General features: G+C 60.7%; 30 protein-coding genes. 16 read left to right on the forward strand and 14 right to left on the reverse strand.

Annotation, left to right across the window (positions count from 1 at the left end; genetic code table 11):
- Nucleotides 1–135: 135 nt before the first annotated feature.
- The 12 genes from AB9K34_RS01260 to AB9K34_RS01315 all read right to left on the reverse strand — a co-directional run bounded on the left by AB9K34_RS01260 (nt 136) and on the right by AB9K34_RS01315 (nt 9,129).
- On the reverse strand, nt 136–1,416 hold the full coding sequence (locus AB9K34_RS01260) for a penicillin acylase family protein (protein ID WP_369952657.1): 1,281 nt from the start codon (nt 1,414–1,416) through the stop codon (nt 136–138).
- A 96-nt stretch (nt 1,417–1,512) separates the two neighbouring features.
- Entirely contained in the window at nt 1,513–1,680 is a 168-nt protein-coding gene (locus tag AB9K34_RS01265) for a hypothetical protein (RefSeq protein ID WP_009503847.1), read from the reverse strand.
- Entirely contained in the window at nt 1,671–3,284 is a 1,614-nt protein-coding gene (lnt, locus tag AB9K34_RS01270) for an apolipoprotein N-acyltransferase (protein WP_369952658.1), read from the reverse strand. The genes AB9K34_RS01265 and lnt overlap by 10 nt, the downstream gene beginning before the upstream one ends.
- The gene (gene lspA / locus AB9K34_RS01275) at nt 3,251–3,709 is read right to left on the reverse strand and encodes a signal peptidase II (protein ID WP_188479591.1); all 459 of its coding nucleotides are present in this window, start codon (nt 3,707–3,709) and stop codon (nt 3,251–3,253) included. Before lspA ends, lnt begins: the two co-directional genes overlap by 34 nt.
- Nucleotides 3,710–3,737: 28 nt before the next feature.
- Nucleotides 3,738–4,520: a ZIP family metal transporter gene (locus tag AB9K34_RS01280; RefSeq protein WP_013959873.1), complete on the reverse strand. Its 783-nt coding sequence runs from the start codon at nt 4,518–4,520 to the stop codon at nt 3,738–3,740.
- A gap of 12 nt (nt 4,521–4,532) precedes the next feature.
- A complete protein-coding gene (locus AB9K34_RS01285) occupies nt 4,533–4,988 on the reverse strand; it encodes a DUF411 domain-containing protein (RefSeq protein WP_369952659.1) in 456 nt (151 codons plus the stop codon).
- Between the two features lie 3 nt (nt 4,989–4,991).
- Nucleotides 4,992–6,365, reverse strand: coding sequence for a M23 family metallopeptidase (locus tag AB9K34_RS01290; protein ID WP_369952660.1), 1,374 nt, complete (start codon nt 6,363–6,365; stop codon nt 4,992–4,994).
- On the reverse strand, nt 6,362–6,988 hold the full coding sequence (locus tag AB9K34_RS01295; RefSeq protein ID WP_369952661.1) for an SCO family protein: 627 nt from the start codon (nt 6,986–6,988) through the stop codon (nt 6,362–6,364). Before AB9K34_RS01295 ends, AB9K34_RS01290 begins: the two co-directional genes overlap by 4 nt.
- On the reverse strand, nt 6,988–7,455 hold the full coding sequence (locus AB9K34_RS01300) for a copper chaperone PCu(A)C (RefSeq protein ID WP_009503840.1): 468 nt from the start codon (nt 7,453–7,455) through the stop codon (nt 6,988–6,990). Before AB9K34_RS01300 ends, AB9K34_RS01295 begins: the two co-directional genes overlap by 1 nt.
- Nucleotides 7,456–7,478: 23 nt before the next feature.
- Nucleotides 7,479–8,138 (reverse strand): DsbA family protein, encoded by a 660-nt coding sequence (locus AB9K34_RS01305; RefSeq protein WP_369952662.1) that lies wholly within the window; start codon nt 8,136–8,138, stop codon nt 7,479–7,481.
- A complete protein-coding gene (locus tag AB9K34_RS01310) occupies nt 8,135–8,557 on the reverse strand; it encodes a disulfide bond formation protein B (protein WP_090735045.1) in 423 nt (140 codons plus the stop codon). The genes AB9K34_RS01305 and AB9K34_RS01310 overlap by 4 nt, the downstream gene beginning before the upstream one ends.
- A 5-nt stretch (nt 8,558–8,562) precedes the next feature.
- Nucleotides 8,563–9,129, reverse strand: a complete 567-nt coding sequence (locus tag AB9K34_RS01315; protein ID WP_164687448.1) for an SCO family protein — start codon at nt 9,127–9,129, stop codon at nt 8,563–8,565.
- Nucleotides 9,130–9,336: 207 nt separating this feature from the next.
- Here AB9K34_RS01315 and AB9K34_RS01320 point away from each other — a divergent pair, with 207 nt between their 5' ends.
- The 16 genes from AB9K34_RS01320 to AB9K34_RS01395 all read left to right on the forward strand — a co-directional run bounded on the left by AB9K34_RS01320 (nt 9,337) and on the right by AB9K34_RS01395 (nt 19,363).
- A complete protein-coding gene (locus AB9K34_RS01320; RefSeq protein WP_013959865.1) occupies nt 9,337–9,765 on the forward strand; it encodes a helix-turn-helix domain-containing protein in 429 nt (142 codons plus the stop codon).
- A 103-nt stretch (nt 9,766–9,868) separates the two neighbouring features.
- On the forward strand, nt 9,869–10,447 hold the full coding sequence (locus AB9K34_RS01325; RefSeq protein ID WP_088726088.1) for a cation transporter: 579 nt from the start codon (nt 9,869–9,871) through the stop codon (nt 10,445–10,447).
- A gap of 95 nt (nt 10,448–10,542) precedes the next feature.
- Nucleotides 10,543–11,298, forward strand: a complete 756-nt coding sequence (locus tag AB9K34_RS01330) for a transglutaminase family protein (RefSeq protein ID WP_369952663.1) — start codon at nt 10,543–10,545, stop codon at nt 11,296–11,298.
- Nucleotides 11,288–12,244, forward strand: a complete 957-nt coding sequence (locus AB9K34_RS01335) for a cation diffusion facilitator family transporter (protein ID WP_369952664.1) — start codon at nt 11,288–11,290, stop codon at nt 12,242–12,244. Before AB9K34_RS01330 ends, AB9K34_RS01335 begins: the two co-directional genes overlap by 11 nt.
- 740 nt (nt 12,245–12,984) lie before the next feature.
- The gene (locus tag AB9K34_RS01340; protein WP_369952665.1) at nt 12,985–14,331 is read left to right on the forward strand and encodes a multicopper oxidase family protein; all 1,347 of its coding nucleotides are present in this window, start codon (nt 12,985–12,987) and stop codon (nt 14,329–14,331) included.
- Between the two features lie 24 nt (nt 14,332–14,355).
- Complete coding sequence (locus tag AB9K34_RS01345) at nt 14,356–14,478, forward strand: hypothetical protein (RefSeq protein WP_369952666.1); 123 nt, start codon at nt 14,356–14,358, stop codon at nt 14,476–14,478.
- Between the two features lie 60 nt (nt 14,479–14,538).
- Nucleotides 14,539–14,823 (forward strand): DUF411 domain-containing protein, encoded by a 285-nt coding sequence (locus AB9K34_RS01350; RefSeq protein WP_369952667.1) that lies wholly within the window; start codon nt 14,539–14,541, stop codon nt 14,821–14,823.
- A 57-nt stretch (nt 14,824–14,880) separates the two neighbouring features.
- The gene (locus AB9K34_RS01355; RefSeq protein WP_009815475.1) at nt 14,881–15,024 is read left to right on the forward strand and encodes a hypothetical protein; all 144 of its coding nucleotides are present in this window, start codon (nt 14,881–14,883) and stop codon (nt 15,022–15,024) included.
- Between the two features lie 154 nt (nt 15,025–15,178).
- Complete coding sequence (locus AB9K34_RS01360) at nt 15,179–15,604, forward strand: cytochrome c (protein WP_369952668.1); 426 nt, start codon at nt 15,179–15,181, stop codon at nt 15,602–15,604.
- Nucleotides 15,601–16,197, forward strand: coding sequence for a DsbE family thiol:disulfide interchange protein (locus AB9K34_RS01365; protein WP_369952669.1), 597 nt, complete (start codon nt 15,601–15,603; stop codon nt 16,195–16,197). The genes AB9K34_RS01360 and AB9K34_RS01365 overlap by 4 nt, the downstream gene beginning before the upstream one ends.
- Nucleotides 16,194–16,706, forward strand: a complete 513-nt coding sequence (locus tag AB9K34_RS01370; RefSeq protein ID WP_369952670.1) for a TlpA family protein disulfide reductase — start codon at nt 16,194–16,196, stop codon at nt 16,704–16,706. Before AB9K34_RS01365 ends, AB9K34_RS01370 begins: the two co-directional genes overlap by 4 nt.
- 81 nt (nt 16,707–16,787) lie before the next feature.
- A complete protein-coding gene (locus AB9K34_RS01375) occupies nt 16,788–17,069 on the forward strand; it encodes a hypothetical protein (protein ID WP_369952671.1) in 282 nt (93 codons plus the stop codon).
- 40 nt (nt 17,070–17,109) lie between these two features.
- Nucleotides 17,110–17,370 carry a hypothetical protein gene (locus tag AB9K34_RS01380; RefSeq protein ID WP_369952672.1) on the forward strand — a complete coding sequence of 87 codons (261 nt, stop codon included), beginning with the start codon at nt 17,110–17,112 and terminating at the stop codon, nt 17,368–17,370.
- 72 nt (nt 17,371–17,442) lie between these two features.
- Nucleotides 17,443–18,138: an SCO family protein gene (locus tag AB9K34_RS01385; RefSeq protein WP_369952673.1), complete on the forward strand. Its 696-nt coding sequence runs from the start codon at nt 17,443–17,445 to the stop codon at nt 18,136–18,138.
- Complete coding sequence (locus AB9K34_RS01390; RefSeq protein WP_164193029.1) at nt 18,135–18,626, forward strand: hypothetical protein; 492 nt, start codon at nt 18,135–18,137, stop codon at nt 18,624–18,626. Before AB9K34_RS01385 ends, AB9K34_RS01390 begins: the two co-directional genes overlap by 4 nt.
- On the forward strand, nt 18,626–19,363 hold the full coding sequence (locus AB9K34_RS01395; protein WP_369952674.1) for a cytochrome c biogenesis CcdA family protein: 738 nt from the start codon (nt 18,626–18,628) through the stop codon (nt 19,361–19,363). The genes AB9K34_RS01390 and AB9K34_RS01395 overlap by 1 nt, the downstream gene beginning before the upstream one ends.
- A 103-nt stretch (nt 19,364–19,466) precedes the next feature.
- Here AB9K34_RS01395 and AB9K34_RS01400 read toward each other — a convergent pair whose 3' ends face one another.
- Both AB9K34_RS01400 and AB9K34_RS01405 read right to left on the reverse strand, forming a co-directional pair.
- Complete coding sequence (locus AB9K34_RS01400; RefSeq protein WP_369952675.1) at nt 19,467–20,231, reverse strand: MauE/DoxX family redox-associated membrane protein; 765 nt, start codon at nt 20,229–20,231, stop codon at nt 19,467–19,469.
- A 22-nt stretch (nt 20,232–20,253) separates the two neighbouring features.
- Nucleotides 20,254–21,126 carry a DUF305 domain-containing protein gene (locus tag AB9K34_RS01405; protein ID WP_369952676.1) on the reverse strand — a complete coding sequence of 291 codons (873 nt, stop codon included), beginning with the start codon at nt 21,124–21,126 and terminating at the stop codon, nt 20,254–20,256.
- Between the last annotated feature and the right edge of the window lie 40 nt (nt 21,127–21,166).

A 21,166-nucleotide genomic window follows, 5' to 3' on the forward strand; every position in this document is an offset into this window, starting at 1 on the left:
GCCACTGCAAGCGCGCCGAGCGCTTGAGCAATTTGAGGGCTCCGCGCCCGGCGCGCTTGCCCAAACCGAAACCCATGATTATCAAGATCAAACCCGCAGACTCTCGTTATGAACGAGGGACCGAAGGGGGGCAGGTCACCAGAGTTGCTGCGCTGCCGGAAATTCGTCTTTCAAAATGCGCTGCTGCAAAGCCCGGAGCCAAGTCCAGAACAGCAGAGGTTCCGGTGAATAGCGATCCATGTCGCCATTCCACGACGCAAGCCTGTCCAGTAGTTCACGACGAAGGTCGTTCGCATCGGTGCCTTCGATGCTGTCTCTGGACTGCACGAACCAAAGCTCCTTCGCCATCAGGGGCAGCAGGGTTCGCGCCACGGTACTTACGGTGTCCCTTTGAACACCGATGGCGCCTTCAGTCGAGAAGATCGATTGCCGCGCTTCAAGCTCCGCCAGTCGAATGTCGCGAAATGACAACGCTCGTACGGCTTCCTCTTTTGGCCATCGGGCAACGGTCTCTCGGTCAATGGCCAATGCCTCCATGCCTTTCGGCAACATGTCTGCGGCAACTCCGATGGCATCGGTCGCGTCGGCCGAACGCGTGAACAGCTCCAGCATCGTCAGGAAACCTGCCGCCTGCACGGGTGACGGCCCCCTTGGTGCCTCCTCGTCTGGCACGGGAAATGACCGGAAGGCCCAGGCGACGCGCGTATTGCGACCGACAATAACGAAAGGTACGCCCGGCATCGTGGCCCCTATGGCCGGCCCTGTCGAAAACTGAAGATCGGCGAGATACCATTCCGAGGGCAGCGACAGGGAACCGCTGATATCGGCGGCGAGAATTGGTGTCCCGGCAGCGGTTCGGTCACCGTCTATCGCCCATGCATCGAGGCGCTGCTGCGGATCAGTCGCAAATAGTTCGAGCACTTTTGGTCGATCCGACGGTATAATTGCACTTGATAAGCTCGGCGTTCCTTTCCGTGCGCTTTCCGGTCGCAGGCCATTCAGGAAAGACCGGGCAATCCTCAGGCTATCGCCAGGTGTCCAGGCATCGATCGACCGTTCGTCTGCGATCAACAGTTCCGGCGAGCCTCTGCCGCGCCCTCCCGCCGACACCAGCTCGAGCCACGCATTGACGCCGGCGGCATAGGATTCGAGCGCGTCTGAGACCGCTGGCGCAACGGACAATGTCTCATCGGATGGCCAAGAAGCTTCGGCCATTCGCCTTGCCCTTAACAGCTGACCGAGTCGGTCTTGCGCATGAACGAAGCCGATCGCGAAATAGACATCCGCGGCGGAACTCGCGGTAATGTGCGGGATTGCCGAGGCATCTCGCAGAATATCGACCGGTCCACCTAAGCCTGCTACCGAGAAGTCCTCGTTGTAGTCGGGAACGGATGCGCTCAGCAGAAAATAGACCAACCCGGAACCAACCGATGCCGTGATACAGATCGCCAAGAACCCGTACAGTAATATGTTGAAAAGACGTCTCACGTCGGTGCCGTTTCGAAACCCTTCTCATGCAAAGATGCGCAAGAGGACCACCGAAACGAAATAGGTGAGAAGACCGAAGGCGATCGCCGAACTCGCCGCATACTGGAGGATATCCAGCCGGTTTCCTTTTCGGCGTCGCGCCAGATATCCACCCCAGATCGCACCCGCGACAATGCCCGCGATTACCAGCATGACTTTTTCTCCGTTCTTGTTCTCTTGTTGCACCGGTGTGTGCCGACCAGACCTGCAGCCAGTCCCACGGCCCAAGTAGTGAAGATGAGAGCCAGCAGCGCACAGTCGCCGAAGCGCGCATAGAGCGTTGACGGATGAGCAGAGGGCAGAGCCGCATCTATTACACCGGTTTCTCCGTTGCCGAGCCGCGCGACGAGGTCACCGTTCGCGTCGATGACCGCGGAGATGCCCGTATTCGCGGCTCGGATGACAGGAAGGCCTTCCTCTACGGCGCGCATCCGTGCGGAAGCCAGATGCTGCTCGGGTCCGATGCTGGTGCCGAACCAGGCGTCGTTTGTCGCGTTGAAAATCCAGTCCGGCCTGAACAGGTCGTCGACCACATGGCTTGGGAAGATGATCTCATAGCAGATCGCCACGGCGACCAGCGGCACACTCGGAAGCGCAAGCGTTCGCGGGCCCGGTCCGGGCGTAAAATCGCCCAGACCCGCCGTGAGCCGCTCGATGGGCAACCAGCCACGGAATGGCACGTATTCGCCGAAGGGTACGAGATGGTGTTTCGCGTAGTCGGTCAGGATCTCGCCGGTCTCGTCAAATGCCTGAACCGTGTTGAAATATCGGGTGCCATCCTCGCTCGGTACACGGTCCGGCACACCTGTGAGCAGCACCCTGCCGTCCGGTAGCGCAGCGGCAATGCGATCCCGTGCCTCCGTATCCTCATCGAGGAAACCCGGAAAGGCGGTTTCCGGCCAGAGAAGAACGTCGAAATCGCCGGGCCGGGTTGAAAGCTCAAGATAGCGCGCGAAGGTCGCCTCGCGGTTCTCGGGCGCCCATTTCTCCCCTTGGGGAATGTTGCCCTGAACGATGCGCAGGTCGACACCGGGTGGCTGTTGTGTATCCGACTGGAGGTGAAGCGTCCCGACGGCCCAAATAGCCGCGATGCCGGCCAGCGCCATGAGCGAAACGGTCAATCGTTGCCGCCCGGACGCCATGACAGCCGCGCCGGGGAGTACCGCAACGAACACGGTGAGAAAGCTTAGCCCATAGCTTCCGACCCAGGCGGCGGTCTGGCGAAGGGCGGCGTAGTCTACAAGTGCGTAGCCGGCGAGGTTCCATGGAAACCCTGTCAGAACGTGACCACGCAACCACTCTGCCACGGTCCAGGAGGTCGCGAACGCGAGGCAGGCCAAGAGACTGCCCATGGCTCCGCGCCGCGTGATTTCGGCGAAAAGCGCGGCGGCAATGGCCGGGAAAATCGCGAGACCTGCGGACAATCCCGCGACGGCCGGGATCGCCATCGTCCCGAACCGCTCGGCCTCGACGTAAAAACTTTCCGCGATCCACGAAATCCCGAAACCGAACTGGCCAAGACCAAACGCCCAGCCGACGAGGAAAGCGCGCCCGAAGGAGAGATCGCGAAGACCGACAAACAACGCGGAATAGGCAACGGGAACAAGCAGGAGAAGCGAGAAAGGCGGGAAAGTCAGAACGGTCAGCGCCCCGGCGACGAAACCAAGCGTCATCCGCGAAAGCAAACGGTGGCGCAGTGCTATGCGGTTCAGAATTTCCGGCTTCACGATTTGATCGGACGCCGCACGCTGATCCATGGCGCGGCGAGCAAGAGCCCCACGCCACTGACAACAAATATATCGGCCATGTTGAAGGCAGGCCAATGTGTTGTGCCAATGTAGAAATCGAGAAAGTCTGTTACAGCCCGATACCGCACACGATCGATAACATTGCCCAAGGCTCCGCCAATGATCGCGCCATAGGCAAGTGTTTCGACCGCATTTTCGGCGCGAAACAGCATAACCCCCAGCCAAACACAGATGGCAAGAGCGAGAGCGATGAGGCTCCACCACGGCGCGCCGCCCAACATCCCGAAAGTCACGCCGTCATTACGATAAAAGACGAGGTTGAATCCCGGAAACACGGGAATCCCGGCGCTTAAAGTGACGGCATTCGCAACGACAATGGCTTTGGTGATCTGATCGATCGCGAACGCAGCAAGTGCTGCGAAGACGCCGATCATCGGAGATACCTTGTTTAGTGACATTGCCTCATCCCAACCAGACATCAAGGAACAGCATCAGAACGAGCCCGACTGCGAGACCGAGCGTCGCCCTGTTCTGATGGCCGCTGCGATGGGTTTCGGGGATGATTTCGTGGCTAATGACGTAGAGCATTGCGCCCGCAGCAAAGGCCAGACCCCATGGAAGCAGCGGTTCCGACAGTGTGATGATGCCGGCCCCGAGCAGACCGCCAATCGGCTCGACCATGCCAGTCAGCGCCGCAATGCCCCAGGCGCGCAGCTTCGGATATCCCTCGCCCAGCAGCGACACCGCGACGGCCAATCCTTCGGGCGCGTTCTGCAAGCCGATGCCGATGGCGAGTGGGAGGCCACCTTCCATGCCACCGGAACCGAACCCGACCCCGACCGCGAGACCCTCGGGAAAGTTGTGGATCGTGATCGCGATGATGAACAGCCAGACCCGCCGCAATGACGCCGCTTCGGGCCCTTCGCGTCCCGTCTTGAAATGCTCGTGCGGCAGCTTTTCGTTCATCAGGGCGACAGCCCCCATGCCCAGAAGGATCGAGACGCATACGATGGCCGCAGGCATCGCGCCGTTCTCGAACATCGGCTCTGCGGCATCTAATGCCGGGATGATCAGCGAAAAGAACGAGGCTGACAGCATGACACCGGCAGCGAAGCCGAGCGACAGATCGCGCGTGGCCCGGGACGGGATGCGCCCGAACAGCACGGGAGCTGCTCCGACTGCCGTGAGCGAACCGGCGGCGAGACTTCCGAGAAAGCCGAGCATTATCGGGGACAGATTTTCCATGGGCGGGCCAGATTATCCTTCGGCGTAGCTCGAAAAGACTTCCGTCGACCCGTCCTCGCGGATGAGGAAGACATCATAGGCTTCGCGGTCATCTTCAGGCCCCATACCGGGCGAGCCATAGGGCATCCCCGGAACGGCGAGGCCGACGGCGTCCGGGCGCTCCTCGAGAAGGCGGCGGATGTCAGCGGCCGGGACATGGCCCTCGATCACGTAGCCATCAATGAGCGCGGTGTGGCAGGAGACCATGCGCTGCGGCACGCCGTTGTCGAGCTTGAAGCGAACCAGCGATCCACCGAACATGTCCTGGCCGGTCGGCGCAAAACCGTTTTCTTCGAGATGGTTCATCCAAGACACGCAACAGCCGCAACCGTTGGTCTTGCGGACGTCGATCGCCGTTGCCTCTGCGAGGGCCTGGGCCGCCGGGAAAAGGGCGAGCGTAATGGCCAGAGCTTGGGTCATGCGTTTCATGGGTCAGAGCCTTTCGGTTGTCGTTTCGGCAATCTCGCTGCCGAGGTTTTCATTCAGAAACGCCCGCGCCTCGGCCAGACGCGAGAGCGCGGCGGTATCATCCGCTTCGCTCTCGGCTGCTTCGGCGAGCCGGTCGTCAGAGAGAGGGTCAGTCGGGCGCCCATCCACGAGGACTTCGTAGTGCAGGTTCGGACCTGTCGCCGTGCCAGTCGCGCCGACGCGGCCGATCACATCTCCCGCCGCCACGCGTTGGCCTTGTGCCAGGTCTTCCGGCACGGCGCTCAGATGCGCGTAGCGCGTCATGGTGTCGGAGCCGTGCAAGATCTCGACCACGCGACCATAGCCGCCGCGCCAGCCGATGAAGCTGACCCGCCCCGGTGCCGTCGCTTGAACCGGTGTCCCACGTGCCGCTGCGAAATCGACGCCGGTGTGCATCCGGACGTTGCCGTAGACCGGATGCGTGCGGCGTCCGAACACCGAGCTGAGGCGCGCACCCTCGACCGGCTGTGCGAAGACGCGCAGCACCTCGCCATCGACGTAGATCGTCGCCTGACCGCTGCCGTCGTCCGGCCATACGATCTCGTAAAGCGAACCGCCGATCTCCAGTGCGGCGAAGGCGAGCTCGGGCTGTCCGATCCTCTCCTCACCCACACGCGCCTCGCGCCAGAGAAGCCTCAGTGTCTCGCCACCGGCCATCTCGCGGTGGAAATCCACGGTCCCACCCAGCATCTGCGCAAGGTCCACGGAAAAACGGGCGGGTATGCCGGCTTCGTCGAGTGCCGCGAAGATCGAACTGTCGATCACGGCTTCGCCGGCAAGGGTTACGATCTCCGGGTCCGGAGCTAAGACCTGGGTGGACAACTGCTCGCCGAAAAGCACCTCGATTCGCACCCCGTCCTCGACGGCGAGCGAGACGGTGCGGGTGCTGCCGTCCATGGTCGAGACAACAGTGACCGAATGCCCCGGCCGCAGCCGTCGCAGATCGTATTCCGCGCCAAGCGCGAGGGCAACTTCGGCTCTTTCAGGTGCCGCAAGACCGGCTTCGGACAGCAAGAAATCGAGCGTCTCGCCAGGCGCAATGTCGCGCGACCACGTCGACAGCGGTGGCTCGATCGCCCGTACCGGCACGTCGGCAAACGCGACCTGCAGAAGGGGTAGGGGGCCGACGTCGGGTGCATCTTCTGCCCATACCGTCACGGGCAGCGTCACGGGGATGTCAACGTTCTGGGGGGCTTCAGGACCTTGGGGCATCCAATTACCTGCCTGGGCAAGTTCCGGCGGCACGGGTTCTTTCGATATGAAATCAGAGATGGCGATAGCCGCTCCCGAAACTGTCCCCGCAATTGCGACACCCGCCGCCAAAGTTCTGAGCCTCATGTCGCCCCCTCCATTTCTTCTTCCAGCGCGCGGCGAATTTTCGGCACCGCGAATTCTCTGGGTTCGTGATAGTCGATCATGGTGACGAACCGCCCAGAGGCTGCGAACAGGAAGACGCTCGCGGTGTGGTTCATCGTGTAATTGCCGCTCTCCGTCGGCACCCGCTCGTAGGTGGCGCGGAAGCCGTGCGCGACGCGCGCGATCTGCTCTTCCGGTCCCGTCCAGCCACGTATCCCAGGATGGAAGTAGCCGACATATTCGGCCATCGTTTCGACAGTGTCGCGCTCGGGATCGACCGTGATGAAAACCACGTTCATCTCGTCGGCCTCGTCTCCCAGATCGTCGAGCCATCCCGAAATGTCCGAGAGCGTGGTCGGGCAGACATCGGGACAGTAGGTGAAGCCGAAGAACGCCATCGTCGGGCGACCGATCAGGGTTTCCGGCCCGACCGCGTTGCCCTCATGATCCGTCAGACGGAAATCCATCTCGGTCAGGGCCACAGGCCGCTGCCCGACAGGTTCTGGTCCACCGGGTCCATCGACCTGCCACCAACCGACGAAGAGCATCAGGGCGACCGCCCCGACACCAGCCACGCCGTACCCCAGGATCGCCCGTCGCCGCATCAGTCCTCTGGCCCCCGCGCGGCGATTCCGAGGATCGGCACCTCGACCGTCACTTCGCCTCCGTCGTCGAAAAGCAGGGTCAGCGGAAAGGTGTCCCCTTCCGTCATCGGTTCTTGTAGCCGCATCAGCATTGCGTGCAGGCCCCCCGGTTCGAGCGCGACGCTCTCGCCCGGGGCGATCGCGATCTCCCCCGCCGGGCTCATGGAACTCACACCTTCGGCATTTGTCTTCGTCTCGTGAATTTCGGGCATCATCGCGAGAGGTGTTGTAAGGCCGATCAGCGTCACTGGCTCGTCGCCAGTGTTGCGGATCGTCATGTAAGCGGCCCCGGGACGGTTCATCCCGATGGAGGCGCGGGACCACGCGTTCTCGACGACAACATCCTCGGGTCCGGCCAGCGCGGGCGCTGAGAACCCTCCAAGGGTCAAAAGCGCCGCCAGTGTGCTGGTCAAAATATACTTTTTCATCGTTCTGATCCTGCCCTTTGTATTCAGCTTTGCGCGGCAGCGACTTCGGCGGCCACCAGACGACGCAATTCTGCCTCCCCGAATGGATCGAGCGGCTTGCCGTTCACGAAGAATGTGGGCGTCTGGCGAATTCCCACGGTCTCGACGTCAGCACGATCCTGGTTCAGGATCGCCACGACATCGGGTGCCAGCATTTGCGTGCGCGCGGCCTCGGCATCGAGTCCGGCCGTGGCGGCGATCTGAAGGATCAGGCCAGGCGCCGCGGCACCGTGCGACGCCCATCTCGGCTGTTCCCGCAGAACGGCCTCAAGCACCGGCACGTAAACGTCCTGCATGCGCGCCGCCTCGAGCACGCGGATCGCTTCCTCGGATGCCGCGCCGTGGAAGGGCGTGTAGCGGATCACGACGCGGACAGCATCCCCATGCTCGGCCATGATGTCCTTCACGATGGGATGAAAGGCGCGACAGGCCTCGCAGGCCGGATCGAAGAATTCGACGATCGTGACGGGCGCTTCCGCAGGCCCGAGGATGGGCGAGTAGGGGCGGATCATCGCGTCCGCGAGTTCCGGCGCAACAGGCTCCGCTTCGGCCACCGGGCCGGGGCGGGTTGCAAACCAGGTGGCTCCGCCGAAACCGGCGACGCCGAGGGCGAGAACGGACAGGATCAGGCCGCGTCGGTTCATGTTCGTGTGTCCTTCAATGAAAGGGCCGACAGCGCCCCGATCAGCGCGAAGGCGGCGAGCGCCATCAGCGGGATCGGGATGCCGAAGACCAGTTGGTTGTCATCGGTGCAAGAGGGGCCGGTGGCCGTGCAGGGCTGGATGCGTTCGGGAACAAGACCGACGTACAGCCCCATGTGCCAGAGGGCGATTGCGCCGCCGCCAAGCGCCAATGCGATGCCGTAGCGTCCCACGCGGCCGTCCCGCCACCAAAGGCCGAGCCCGAGGACAATGGCCAAGGGGAACATGAAGGCGCGCTGGAACCAGCACAGCACGCACGGCGTCTGCCCCAGCACCTCGCCGATGAAAAGCACGGCAAGCGAGGCGACGAGCGCGATGATCCACGCCAGCCCGAGGGCTGTTTCTCCGGATATGCGGTTCATGTCGGTCAAATCCTCTCTTCCAGATCGGCGAGGATCTCTTCGGCGGAGGTGCCATAGGGCCATGAGTCGGCAAAACCTGCTTCGGGGTCGAAGAGGAACAGATGCGACGTGTGGCCCATGGTGTACCCATCCGGCGCTGCGGCCTCTTCGACGCGCTCAAAGAAGATTGGAAACGTCTCGGACGTGGCGGCGATCTGTTCCGGCGTGCCCGTCAGCCCGATGATGCCCGCATCGAACAGCGGGACGTATTCGGCGAGTGCTGGGGGCGTGTCTCGTTCAGGGTCGATTGTTATGAAAATCGGCTGGACCTTGGCGGCATCGTCGCCCAGACCGTCCATCACCGCCGCGACCTCAGATAGGGTCGTCGGGCAGACGTCGGGGCAGTTGGTAAAGCCGAAAAAAACCAGCATCCAGCGCCCCGCAAAGTCCTCCTCGGTTTGAACCATACCCTGGTGGTCCGTCAGTTCGAACTCAGCGAAAAAAGGCGGCTCGGCGTCAGTTCGGGCGCTATCGGCACGATAATCGGACCATAGCAAAAGCCATACGAAGGCAAGCGCTGCCACGCCTGCCAAAACCCAAAGAAACTTCTGTGCCGATGTAAGGGACAATCCTGTTCGCCTGTTTTTGATTCTTATTGCATGTGCGGATACATCCTCTAGCCGCTAGAGGTTCAAGCACGAAATCATGGTATAGCTTGAACTCACGCGTCTGTGAATCCGACACTTGTTTATTCCGACGGCAAAACCTACACAAACTGTATCTTTTTCATGGAGGCGAAAATGCTCACGATCGGTACTCTGTCAAAGAAGACTGGCACAAAAGTGCAGACCATCCGGTACTACGAACAGATCGGACTCATGCCCGAACCTGGCAGGACCGAAGGCGGACAGAGGCGCTACGACAATGCACAGCTCGACCGACTGTCCTTCATCCGCCATTCGCGGCAACTCGGTTTCTCGCTCGATGCGATCCGCGAGCTGCTCGACCTCAGCGACCATCCCAACCGCCCCTGCGACGAGGCAGATGCCATCGCGCGTCGCCAGCTCAAACAGGTGGAGCAGCGCATGGCCCGCCTGAAGGCGCTGCGCACGGAACTGAAACGCATGGTTCACGAATGCAGCGGCGGGCGGACCGGAGACTGCAAGGTGCTTGAGGTGTTGCGGGACCATTCGGAATGCCTGACCGAGCACGAGGAAATCGGGGCCTGAAGGAATTCAGCCAACATTCCGGCTGGAACGCAGATCAGCCGCAAAAGTTAATGTGTCGTACAACACAAGCTGGAACCACAAAATGGCCGCTAGACAAGATTCAATGGAGAGACGGACGCTTTGGATCGTTCTTGCGCTCAATATCGGTTTGGCCGTGGCCTTTTTCGCAACAGGCGCCTTCGGCGACTCAAGTGCCCTGATCGCCAACGGGCTCGATAACCTCTCCGACAGCTTCGTCTACGCGATCAGCCTTTTCGCTTTGTCCCGATCCGACAAATGGAAACGCGGGGCTGCGAACGTTTCCGGCGGGCTGCTGATTCTGTTCGCCGCTGGTATCCTTTACGATGCATGGCGCCGCTACATCGGCGGGTCAGATCCGCTCGGGACGATCATGATCGCAATGGCCCTGATCGCGGCGGCTATCAACGCAGTCTGCGTCTGGCTGCTCGCTAAGCTCAAAGATCCGGACGTCAACATCCGCGCGGCCAACACCTTCAGTTACAACGATTTCGCCGCGAACCTCGGAATAGTCGTGGCTGGCGGCCTCGTCGCCTGGCTAGGAACCAACTGGCCGGACCTCGTCGTCGGCGTGATTGTCGCCGGGATCGCGGCCTGGGGCGGTATCGACATCCTGCGCGACGCACACGGCGAACACCACAAAGCGGTTCACACGGACAAATAGTTGCGGGAGATTCTTTCTGAAAGAAAGGGTTGAAGCTACAGTGACTATAGCAATTAGTCTTGTTCCAAGACGATTCGAGGAGCGACCCGTTGCATATGACCGACCCCCTACTTGTACCCACCAAACTACTGGATTTTGATGCCACGCCTCTTGCGCATCTAATTGGGAACCGCAGCTGGCGCGGCTTATCCGAACACGATCGGATCGGAGCCGTCTATGATTTCGTTCGGAATGAAATCGAGTTCGGATACAATCGAGCTGACGACATCCCCGCATCCGAAGTGTTTTCCGACGGCTACGGGCAGTGCAACACCAAAGGCACGCTCTTGATGGCGCTGCTGCGTGGTGTCGGCATTCGTTGCCGGTTGCATGGGTTTACGATCCACAAGGGCTTGCAGCGCGGTGTTGTCCCTGAGCTGGTGTATCCGCTTGCTCCGCAGGAAATTCTCCACTCATGGGTCGAGATCGAATTTCAAGATTCCTGGATCAACCTTGAAGGCTTCATCCTGGATGACGCTTTCCTCGATGTCCTGCAAACGTCATTCTCGGACACAGAAAGTCTCTGCGGTTATGGCGCGGGCACGGATTGCCTTGGCGCGCCTCCCGTCGCCTGGAACGGAGAAGATACCTACATTCAGAAAACCGGCATCGTGCAGGATTTCGGCGTGTTTGATACGCCGGACGCATTCTATTCGTCCCATGGGCAATCCTTTGGATGGCTGCGTGGTGCCCTTTACCGTCATATCATACGCCACTGGATGAATGCGCGCGTACGTGGTTTGCGCAGCGGTCGCCTGAAGATTGACCGACGCGCGACACACGCGCATGAGGAGCCTGCCAATGCCACATGACCACGGGCACGCCCATATCGATCCGGATTCTGGCGATCGGCGGGTTGCCATCGCGATCTGGGCGAACGGGCTTCTTACCGTTGCGCAGATCGTCGGGGGCATATTCTCGGGTAGTTTGGCACTGATAGCAGATGCGCTGCACAACTTTTCCGATATGGCTTCGCTTGTCATTGCCTTTGCCGCACGCAAGATCGCGCGCCGACCGGCCGATGAGCGCATGACCTTCGGATATGGCCGGGTCGAAATCGTCGCGGCCCTGATCAACTACACGACCCTGATCGTGATCGGCTTCTACCTGATCTACGAAGGCGGCATGCGCATGATTGATCCACCCGAAGTCATGGGGTGGACCGTCGTCATTCTCGGTGGAATTGCGCTTGTGATCGACACGCTGACCGCAATGCTGACCTATTCGATGCAGAAGGGCAGCGTGAACATTCGGGCGCTTTTCCTGCATAACCTGTCGGACGCGCTTGCTTCGGTCGCGGTTATCGTCGGTGGGTCACTGATCATCCTTTACGACATGCGTTGGGTTGATCCTGCCATCACGATCGGCATCGCGCTCTACATTCTGTATCTGTCTTTCACTGAAATAGGCGGCCCAATCCGAACCCTGATGCTCGGGAGCCCGCCGGACATCGACAACGAGGCCGTCGTCGAAGCGATGCGGAAAGTCGAAGGCGTCGCCGACGTCCACCACGTCCATCTCTGGCAAATGCAAGAGCACGAGGCTGCGCTCGACTGCCATGTCGTCGTGGCAGCCGAGGGGTGGTCGAAGATTGAAGAGATCAAGAGCGCGATCAAGAAGCGGCTGAAGGGAGAATTCGGCATCAGCCATTCCAGCCTCGAATTCGAGCACGAGGATCGCGCTCATCAGAACGCCGATCTCTATGGTCACGGTAATTCGAGAGATGGGGAGGAAACTCATACTCACGAAAAAAGCTGACCGAGCATGAGGATAGCATTTCCTCATTTGCGACGGCAAGTTGACGTCGACCAACGTCAAGTGGACTGATGAACCTTTGCATGAGCAACTGGCTGCGAAGGGCAGTAGCGAAGGTCTGAGGCGGATACACTACAGGGGTATCACGTCCAAGTTACAGAATGTCACTTGACCTCCCCTTGCTGGAAAGTTGTAGCAGTAACTGTATGACCTGCGTTTTTCGCCTTGTTTTGATTCTCATGCTGACCTTCGGTGCAGTGACTGCGCCGGATATGTCGTCGGCCAGTATGTCAATCACGGCTATGGCGCAGATGGAACCCACCGAAAGCGCGGATGGCCGTTGCGGCGGGTGCGATCCCACCGGATTTGCTGAGGGCACTGCCTGTGAAGGTGGGTGTCCTGTTCCTTGCGGCTCCAGCGGTACTTCTGGCTTCCTTGCCAAGATGCCGTCAGCGCGGCTCACGAGGCCTTTTGGTACTGCCGTCCGGGGTGCCGAACCTCTGATCTCACTCGGCACGAATCCGTCGCTTGATCCATTCCCTCCCAAACTGCCTGTCTGAACCTGAAACCGGCCTCGCCTGCTGCGAGGCCTGATTGTTGCCTTGGCCGAAGCTGGCTGAGTGCGACCCTTTCAGATCAAGGCAGTTGCGATGATCCTCCACAGACCGATTTCACGAAGGCACGTGCTGCACACCGGTGCCGCCTTCACAGCTCTATCCGCTCTGTCACCTGCACGAATGGCGATGGCCGATCCAACAGGGGACCCCTTCGTGCTACGCGCGGCATCCGGACAGGCCGCCCTGCGACCGTTGCCATACGGCCCGACTAATGTCTGGAGCTATAGCGGATCCGTCCCCGGACCTGAAATCAGGGTCCGGCAAGGCGACCGTATCCGGGTTCTGGCTCAGAATGGGTTGGATGAAGGGACCACAATCCACTGGCATGGCATCCGCACGCCCAATGCGATGGACGGGGTGCCGTTCCTCACGCAGGACCCGATCCCCGTCGCGGGCGAATTCCTTTACGAATTCGATGCGCTGGATGCGGGCACGTTCTGGTACCATCCGCACCAGCGCAGTTCCGAACAGGTCGGACGCGGCCTTTACGGGCCGCTGATCGTCGAGGAGGCGGACCCGATCCGCGTGGATCGGGACCTGACCTGGATGCTGGACGACTGGCGCATGACCCGCGACGGACAGATTGCGGGTGACTTCGGCAGCCGCCACGACGCCATGCATGGCGGTCGTATCGGGAATTCCGTGACGATCAACGGTCAGATGCCGGAGCGCATTGCGGTGCGGTCCGGCGAACGTATCCGGCTGCGATTGATCAACACAGCGAACGCGCGGATTTTTGGGCTGGATTTCGGGGCTCTTGAGCCTGTCGTAGTCGCTTTGGACGGTCAGCCCGTGACGCCTCATGTCCCTGATAGCAACATCGTTGTGATCGGCCCGGCCATGCGTGTCGATCTGGTGATCGACATGCCCGGCAAGCCTGGAGACGCCGTGACCGTCATCGATACCTTCTACGAGGGGCTCGAATACCGGCTGGTCGATCTTGCCTACGGACCGGACAGGTTGCGGGACGCGGTACCGGACTGGTCGATGGACCTGCCGCCCAACCCGCTGGCCGAACCGGACATGGCGTCGGCCGCGCGGCACCAGATCGTCTTCAACGGCGGAATGATGGGGCAGATGATGATGGGCAGCGGTATGGGGTCGATGATGGACCAGATGCGCGAGGGCAACATGTGGTTCATCAACGGAGAAGCCGCGACGGGTCATATGATGGACCCCTTGCCGGTCCTACCGCAGGGCACGTCGCACGTGTTCGAGATGGATAATCGCACCGCCTGGCACCATCCGATCCATTTTCACGGGCATTCGTTCCGTGTGATCGCCCGCAACGGACAACCGACTCGGTATCGCGAATGGCAGGACACCGTCCTGATGGCGCCCGAAGAACGGGTCGAGATCGCCTTCGCCGCGGACAATCCCGGTGACTGGATGTTCCATTGCCACATTCTGGAACACCAGGCGGCGGGCATGATGGGCGTCATCCGTGTCGAACCTGGCACGACCAAAACCTGAAACTCACACACTTAGACCATGAAAATGAATGAACCGATAAAGAAGATACTGGGATTTGCCAGCCTCGGCACGGCAGGTGCCGTCGCCGTCCTTGCGATGAGCCTGAATGCCGCGCCTGCCGCGGCGCAGGAGATCACGCTCTACTAGAACCCACAATGCGGATGTTGCGAGAGCTACGCGGACTATCTGCGCGAGAACGGTTTCACGGTGGAGGTGAAGCCGACCCACGACCTGGCGCAGATCAGCCGCGATGCGGGCATCCGGGATGACTTCCAATGCTGCCATACAGCCTTTGTGGACGATTACGTCGTCAGCGGCCACGTGCCGATTGATGTCGTCAACAGGCTGCTGGAAGAGCGCCCGGAAATTGCCGGTGTGACTCTTCCCGGCATGCCATTGGGGTCGCCGGGTATGGGCGGCGCGAAACAGGAGCCCTTCAAGATTTACACCGTCGAAGAAGGTGTGAGCCCGACCGTATATGCGGTCGAATGATCAATCGCGCGGTCTGGTGCGAACCCGTGTCAGACCGGCTTCAAGGAAAAACAATGGATGGAATGCATGATGATGGACGGTGGAATGATGGGCGGCGGCATGATGATTGCGATGGGCCTCGTCTGGTTGCTGATCGTGGGTGTGCTGGTGCTCGCGGCGATCGCCTTGGTCAAATACATCCGCTCGGACAGCGGAAAATAGAAATGTGCCAGAATGCGGATTGAGGGTGCCAGCAGCGGCGACAGCCTGTTGTCGATGGGATTGGTCTGGGCGCTTTGCGTCCTGCTTGTCCTGTCGCTGCTCGCGGCACTTTTCATTCTCTGTATGTGGTTCGCAACAAGAAGGTGGAAGTGCCGTGAAAAACACCATTAGGCTCGCTGCCGTCCTGCTCGCCACAACGGTTTTGCCAGTAGCAGCGCAGAGCGACGTGCTCATGGGCGAGCGCCTTTATCAAGAGAATTGTGCCAGTTGCCATGGGGCAAACCTGGAGGGGCAACCAGATTGGCGCACACGATTGCCGAACGGCAGGTTGCCTGCCCCGCCGCACGATGCCTCCGGCCATACCTGGCATCACCCCGACCGCGTATTGCTCGACATCGTGAAACGCGGACCGGCGGCGATTGTCGGGAACGGGTACGAAAGCGACATGCCCGGATATGAGGATGTGCTGACAGACGATGAGATCACGGCGATCCTCGACTACATCAAAACCACATGGTCCGACCGGATCCGCGCGTCGCAGGAAAACCGATCCGTTGCCGATGAGCAGGCGCAGCCATGACGGAAGAGGTCGAGGGAAATGCCGACCCTGTGTCGCGACGCGGTATCTCCGGGTTCGTGCTGGTGCCGCTGATAGCTTTTGCCCTCATGGTCCTGTTCGGTTGGGGGCTTTTCAGGGGTGGCGACGACTTGCCGTCGGCGCTTCTCGATAAACCAGTGCCGGAATTCGCGCTGCCCCCGGTGCTCGGCCGCGAGGAAGGTCTTTCGACGCAGGATCTGATTGGCCATGTCTCGCTGGTGAACGTCTTCGCCTCCTGGTGCGTGCCCTGCCGTGCCGAACACCCGCTGTTCATGGAATTGGCAGCGACTGGCGAGGTCCCACTCTACGGGATCAACTACAAAGACCCACCCGAGCAGTCGCGCGCCTGGCTCGACGAGCTCGGCGATCCCTACGCGCGCATCGGGGCCGACATCGACGGACGCGCGGGCATCGAATGGGGCGTCTACGGCGTTCCCGAAACCTACATCATCGCGCGCGATGGCACCATCGCCTACCGCCATGTCGGTCCGATCACGCGAGCGATCCTGCAGGATACGTTGCTGCCGATCGTCCGTTACCTCAAAACCCAATCCGCCAAGGAGACAACGCCATGAAAATTCTGAAACCGGCGCTAGTCGCCTGGGCACTGTCCGTCGGCGCGGCGTTTGCCGGGCCGCAGGGGTTTGCACTGCATGACACCCCAAAGCCTGTCGCCAATGTGCGCTACGAGAAAGATGACGGCAGCCGCGGAGACATGGAAGATTTTCGCGGCAAAGTGATCCTCGTGAATGTCTGGGCAACCTGGTGCGTCCCCTGCCGCGAAGAGATGCCGACGCTGGATGCGCTTCAGGCGGAACTTGGCGGCGACGACTTCGAAGTGGTTGCCCTTTCCATCGACCGGGCCGGATCACAAATCGTTCGGCGTTTCTACGACGAGATCGGTGTGACCAATCTCAATATGTATGTCGACCAGACCATGCTTTCGATGACCGCGCTGCGCACCGTTGGCCTGCCGACGACGATCCTGATCGACGCGCAGGGGCGGGAGCTCGGGCGACTGGTCGGACCAGCCGAATGGGACGACCCCGAAATGGTGTCCTTTCTGCGCGGATTTATCGAATGAGTTCCCCAGAAGACGTTCCCTCACCCTTGACCTTCCAGTTACTGGAATGACTATCTCATTAACATCGACAGGATTTTTCGGATGACCGACATATCACCTTCCAGCATTGCGGGTGCCGCCGACATTGAAAGCGCAGGCAACTGGCCCCGGTGGCTGACGCGCAGACGATTGCTGTTCGTCGGTGCGGCAACCGTGATGGGGGGCGGCATGGCCCTGAACTGGGGATGGCTCACCGCGATCGGGCTCGCGCCTGTTCTGGTCTCGCTGGCCCCCTGTGCCGCGATGTGCGGCCTGGGTCTGTGCATGAAGGGCGGGTCTGGAAAGGGATGCTCCAACTCGCCGGACGGGGCGTCTCCCGACTGAGTTCTTTCGATAACCACACGATCAACCCAAGGAGAAAACCATGAGAGAAACACTTACAACTTTCGTCGTTGCGACGGCCCTTACCGCAAGTGCATTTGCCGTCAGCGCCCAGGAACAGACCACGCCGGAAACGGGCGAAATGATGCAGAATGAGGGGGCCATGCAAGGCGGCATGATGGACGGCGACATGATGGGCATGATGAAGATGATGGCCGAAATGAAACCCATGATGGAAGCCTGCACCGAGATGATGGCGTCCATGACCGAGAATATGGACGGCGGCATGATGCCGTCGGAATAGTCTGACGGCTAGATTTGCCCAAATGTCTGTCGATAAACGGATCGGCAGGCATTTATTGTAAGGATACAAGAATTGACAGCACTGACACGGCGCGCCGCTTTAGCGATACTCGCGGCCACGATTTCGTCTCCGGCCTTCGCCAATCATCCGGGGGAAAACCTGGATGCGCGCATGTTCGAGATGGAGCCCTACTTCCAAGCCATCGATGCAGCGCAGGCTCCGGGTTTCGAACTGCAGGATTCCGAGGGGAATCCCGTGCGCCTGTCGGATTTCGGCGACAAGGTGGTCATCCTGCATTTCATCTACGCCGACTGCCCGGATATCTGCCCGCTCCATACGGACAAGATCGCGGCCATTCAGGCCTCGATCAACGACGGTCCGATGAAGGATCTTGTGCAGTTCATCTCGATCACCACCGATCCGGTGAATGACACGCCGGACGTGCTGCGCGATTACGCGGACCGGCATGGGCTCGATCCGAGCAACTGGGTCATTCTGACCAAACGATCCGATCAGGCCAATGACGCGACGCGCCTTCTGGCGCGGGAATATGGGCTGGAGTTCACGATGACCGCCGACAGCGACATGATGATGCACGGAGCGGTCACCCATGTCGTGGACATCGGCGGGCGGTTCGCTGCAAAATTCCATGGCATGGACTTCAAGAACGTGAACCTGATCCTCTATGTCAGCGAGTTGACCAACAACGCCCAGCATCGACGCCGGGAGCCCAGCTGGTGGGACCGGCTGACAGGTGTGTTTCAATGAGTGTCGTCGCGACTGGCGTCAGGCTGTCCTCGACAGACGGAATTTCCCTGACAGCTCTGCGTCGGTATTTTGCGGTGATCATCCCGGCCAACTTGATCTGGGAGTTCGCGCATATGCCGCTCTACACGATATGGAACGAGGGCACCTGGGGTGAGATTGTCTTCGCAGCCGTCCATTGCACGGGTGGTGATATCCTGATCGCCATGAGCGCGCTGATGCTTGCCCTCATGCTGTCGGGCAGGGGCTGGCCCCTGGTCGCCTCGACGCGGCGGTCTGTGACCGTCCTGACGGTGGTGTTCGGGCTCGGATACACGCTGTTCAGCGAATGGCTCAACATCGTGATCCGCGCCGCCTGGGCCTATTCGGACCTGATGCCAATCATTCCGGTCCTCGATGCGGGCCTGTCACCTGTGTTGCAATGGATCGTGGTCCCGCTGGTCGCGTTCTGGTGGGCCGTGTGGCCCTTCAGCACCGAGCGTGACGCGTGATGGACATCTCCGGCATCGGCATCTTCGCGGCCTTCCTGGCGGGGGCCATTTCGTTCCTGTCGCCTTGCGTCCTGCCGCTTGTGCCGGGCTATGTCTCGTACATCGCAGGGCAGCCGGATTTGCGCATGACGCGGTCGGTCGGCTTGCGGGCGCGCGCCGGGGCGCTCGGGTTGAGTGCCTGCTTTGTCTTGGGCTTTTCGACGGTCTTCGTCGCCCTCGGGGCCGGGGCCAGCGCGCTCGGATCCCTGCTGCTGACATGGCGCACCGAGCTGAACTATCTCGGCGGCGCGATCATCATTCTGTTCGGACTGGTCATGCTGGGTGTCTTTCGTCTCAATGCGTTCTCGCGCGATACCCGTTTCAATCTCGACATTCCCGGCGGTCGCCCGTTTGGGGCCTACGTGCTGGGACTGGCCTTCGCCTTTGGCTGGACACCTTGCATCGGACCGATCCTCGGCGCGATCCTGACACTCAGTTCGACCTCCGGCGGCATGTCGGACGGCATCTGGCTGCTGTCGATCTATTCCGCTGGTCTGGGGGTGCCTTTCCTGCTGGCTGCGCTGTTCACCGACGCCATCGCCGCGCGGGTAAGGCAGATCGGCAGGGCCGGTCGCTGGCTCTACAAGGGCGCGGGTGTTGCCATGATCATAATGGGAGTTGCCATCATGACCGGGCAATTGTCCCGGTTTGCCTATTGGCTGCTGGGGACGTTTCCCTTTCTAGCGACGATCGGGTGACGAATCTCGAACCAGCTCTTGGCGTGATGGCTGATAAGTGGGGATCATCTCCCCCACTCAAAAAGGTCGTACACGCCGCGCCCCTATAGAGGCCGCGGGGCCGTCAGCCGATCAGGTAGACCCGGATCGGCATCCAGATACCCATGATCATCATCATCAGGTTCTCGGTGAGCGAGACGAACCCTAGTGGCACGTTGCTGTTCCCCCCGACGCAGGCGCATTTCAACTCGCGCTTGTCGATATAGACCGCCTTGAAGACCGAAACTGCACCGACCGTTCCGATGAAGAGGGCCACGGGAGCCGAAAGCCAGGTGAGCGCCCCGGCGACCATAAGGATGCCGGCGAAGGCCTCTCCGAAGGGATAAAGATAGCCGTAGCGCACCCAGCGGCGCGCCAGCAGGTCGTAATTCAGGAACATGGTCGAAAAGCTTTCGACGTCCTGAAGTTTCTGCACTGCAAGCAAGCACATCGAGATCGAGATGAACCATTCCAGCGCGCGCAGGCTGAGGATGGTTCCAAAGCTGTACCACGACAGGCCGAGCGCCATCAGAAACGCGATGGCAAAGATCGCGATCACCGGTTGATAGGATTTGTCCGAGCGTTCGCTTTCCGGTGCGTCGAGGCCGAAATGGACCCGCAGATCGTCATAGCCGCCGATCCGCTTGTCGCCGATCCAGGTCTGCGGAGTGGTTTCGACGCCATGTTCATCCATGAAGGCGTCTGTTTCCTCGCGTGTCGTCAGGTGATGATCCTCGACCTCGTACCCTTCGCGTTCGAGCAGGTCCTTGGACTTCAGGCCATAGGGGCAAAGATGATCGGGCATGACCATCCGGTAGAGCGTGGCTGTTTTGGTTGTGTCTTTCGGCATGGCGTTTCCTCCAGTTTCCAGTTCAAGCACCGCAACCGTAGAAGCCGCGATAGCCCGCCCGCAGGCCGGCATCGAGTTCAAGCACGAGGTCGGCCTCTTGTAACTCCCCGGGGCTGGGTTCTAGGGCACCGGTTTCGTCCGGCGCGCTCAGCGCCACGGATATACCTTCCGTGCCCCAGATGGTTCCGGCGTCGCCGACCTTCAGCCGCACCAGATCGCCGCTGATCTTGGCAAGGGCCACGCTGCCGCCATCCACGCCACCAATCGCCAGAGCGGGCTTGCTGGTGGTGGTGTAGGTGAATGTGCATTCCGCACCGGCGGGAAAGAGTTGTGCGATGTCCTCCCGGGTCAGGAATTCCAGATCGAGGATGGCGATCTCCGCAGTGGAGAGCGCCTCGTCGAGGCTCACGATCTGTGCCGGCCCGCTGTCTGCCTGCGCCGGGGCGTCACCGTTGGCGTCGATGTCGTTCACCAGATAACGCATCTCGGCGATTTCCTTGTCCTGCGCATAGATGATCTCATCCGCCAGCTTGCGCACGCGCGGGTCGGAGATATTGGCGCGGCTGGAGGTCATGATCGCGATGGAATGGTGGGGGATCATCGCGCGCATGTAGTTGGTGTCGCCGACCGTCACCTGGCTGCGCACCAGCCATAGCGACGCGGCAAAGACCACAGCGGCACCGACAAAGATCGCGGCGTTGACCATCTTGCTTGAGTACATCGACAGCATGTAGCCCAGCATGATGATCGCCATGGTGGCCCCCATCAGCAGGGCCATGTAGGCCCGCGTTTCGGACCAGAACACATGCGTCCAGAGATAGGTGTTGAGATACATCAGACCGAACATGACGACGGTAGATGTGGCGATCATCGCGAAAAAGCGGCCGTAGGACATGGAATCCTCCTCTCCCGAAATTGTGAAAGCTGAGGACGGA

This window comes from Sedimentitalea sp. XS_ASV28, assembly GCF_041224545.1.
Taxonomy (GTDB): Bacteria; Pseudomonadota; Alphaproteobacteria; order Rhodobacterales; family Rhodobacteraceae; genus Sedimentitalea.

Coding starts and splice junctions, on each gene's coding strand:
- AB9K34_RS01265 (WP_009503847.1), bottom strand. CDS start 1,680: ATGCTGGTAATCGCGGGCATTGTCGCGGGTGCGATCTGGGGTGGATAT.
- lnt (WP_369952658.1), bottom strand. CDS start 3,284: ATGGATCAGCGTGCGGCGTCCGATCAAATCGTGAAGCCGGAAATTCTG.
- lspA (WP_188479591.1), bottom strand. CDS start 3,709: ATGATCGGCGTCTTCGCAGCACTTGCTGCGTTCGCGATCGATCAGATC.
- AB9K34_RS01280 (WP_013959873.1), bottom strand. CDS start 4,520: ATGGAAAATCTGTCCCCGATAATGCTCGGCTTTCTCGGAAGTCTCGCC.
- AB9K34_RS01285 (WP_369952659.1), bottom strand. CDS start 4,988: ATGAAACGCATGACCCAAGCTCTGGCCATTACGCTCGCCCTTTTCCCG.
- AB9K34_RS01290 (WP_369952660.1), bottom strand. CDS start 6,365: ATGAGGCTCAGAACTTTGGCGGCGGGTGTCGCAATTGCGGGGACAGTT.
- AB9K34_RS01295 (WP_369952661.1), bottom strand. CDS start 6,988: ATGCGGCGACGGGCGATCCTGGGGTACGGCGTGGCTGGTGTCGGGGCG.
- AB9K34_RS01300 (WP_009503840.1), bottom strand. CDS start 7,455: ATGAAAAAGTATATTTTGACCAGCACACTGGCGGCGCTTTTGACCCTT.
- AB9K34_RS01305 (WP_369952662.1), bottom strand. CDS start 8,138: ATGAACCGACGCGGCCTGATCCTGTCCGTTCTCGCCCTCGGCGTCGCC.
- AB9K34_RS01310 (WP_090735045.1), bottom strand. CDS start 8,557: ATGAACCGCATATCCGGAGAAACAGCCCTCGGGCTGGCGTGGATCATC.
- AB9K34_RS01320 (WP_013959865.1), top strand. CDS start 9,337: ATGCTCACGATCGGTACTCTGTCAAAGAAGACTGGCACAAAAGTGCAG.
- AB9K34_RS01325 (WP_088726088.1), top strand. CDS start 9,869: ATGGAGAGACGGACGCTTTGGATCGTTCTTGCGCTCAATATCGGTTTG.
- AB9K34_RS01330 (WP_369952663.1), top strand. CDS start 10,543: ATGACCGACCCCCTACTTGTACCCACCAAACTACTGGATTTTGATGCC.
- AB9K34_RS01335 (WP_369952664.1), top strand. CDS start 11,288: ATGCCACATGACCACGGGCACGCCCATATCGATCCGGATTCTGGCGAT.
- AB9K34_RS01340 (WP_369952665.1), top strand. CDS start 12,985: ATGGCCGATCCAACAGGGGACCCCTTCGTGCTACGCGCGGCATCCGGA.
- AB9K34_RS01345 (WP_369952666.1), top strand. CDS start 14,356: ATGAATGAACCGATAAAGAAGATACTGGGATTTGCCAGCCTCGGCACG.
- AB9K34_RS01355 (WP_009815475.1), top strand. CDS start 14,881: ATGGAATGCATGATGATGGACGGTGGAATGATGGGCGGCGGCATGATG.
- AB9K34_RS01365 (WP_369952669.1), top strand. CDS start 15,601: ATGACGGAAGAGGTCGAGGGAAATGCCGACCCTGTGTCGCGACGCGGT.
- AB9K34_RS01370 (WP_369952670.1), top strand. CDS start 16,194: ATGAAAATTCTGAAACCGGCGCTAGTCGCCTGGGCACTGTCCGTCGGC.
- AB9K34_RS01375 (WP_369952671.1), top strand. CDS start 16,788: ATGACCGACATATCACCTTCCAGCATTGCGGGTGCCGCCGACATTGAA.
- AB9K34_RS01380 (WP_369952672.1), top strand. CDS start 17,110: ATGAGAGAAACACTTACAACTTTCGTCGTTGCGACGGCCCTTACCGCA.
- AB9K34_RS01390 (WP_164193029.1), top strand. CDS start 18,135: ATGAGTGTCGTCGCGACTGGCGTCAGGCTGTCCTCGACAGACGGAATT.
- AB9K34_RS01395 (WP_369952674.1), top strand. CDS start 18,626: ATGGACATCTCCGGCATCGGCATCTTCGCGGCCTTCCTGGCGGGGGCC.
- AB9K34_RS01400 (WP_369952675.1), bottom strand. CDS start 20,231: ATGCCGAAAGACACAACCAAAACAGCCACGCTCTACCGGATGGTCATG.
- AB9K34_RS01405 (WP_369952676.1), bottom strand. CDS start 21,126: ATGTCCTACGGCCGCTTTTTCGCGATGATCGCCACATCTACCGTCGTC.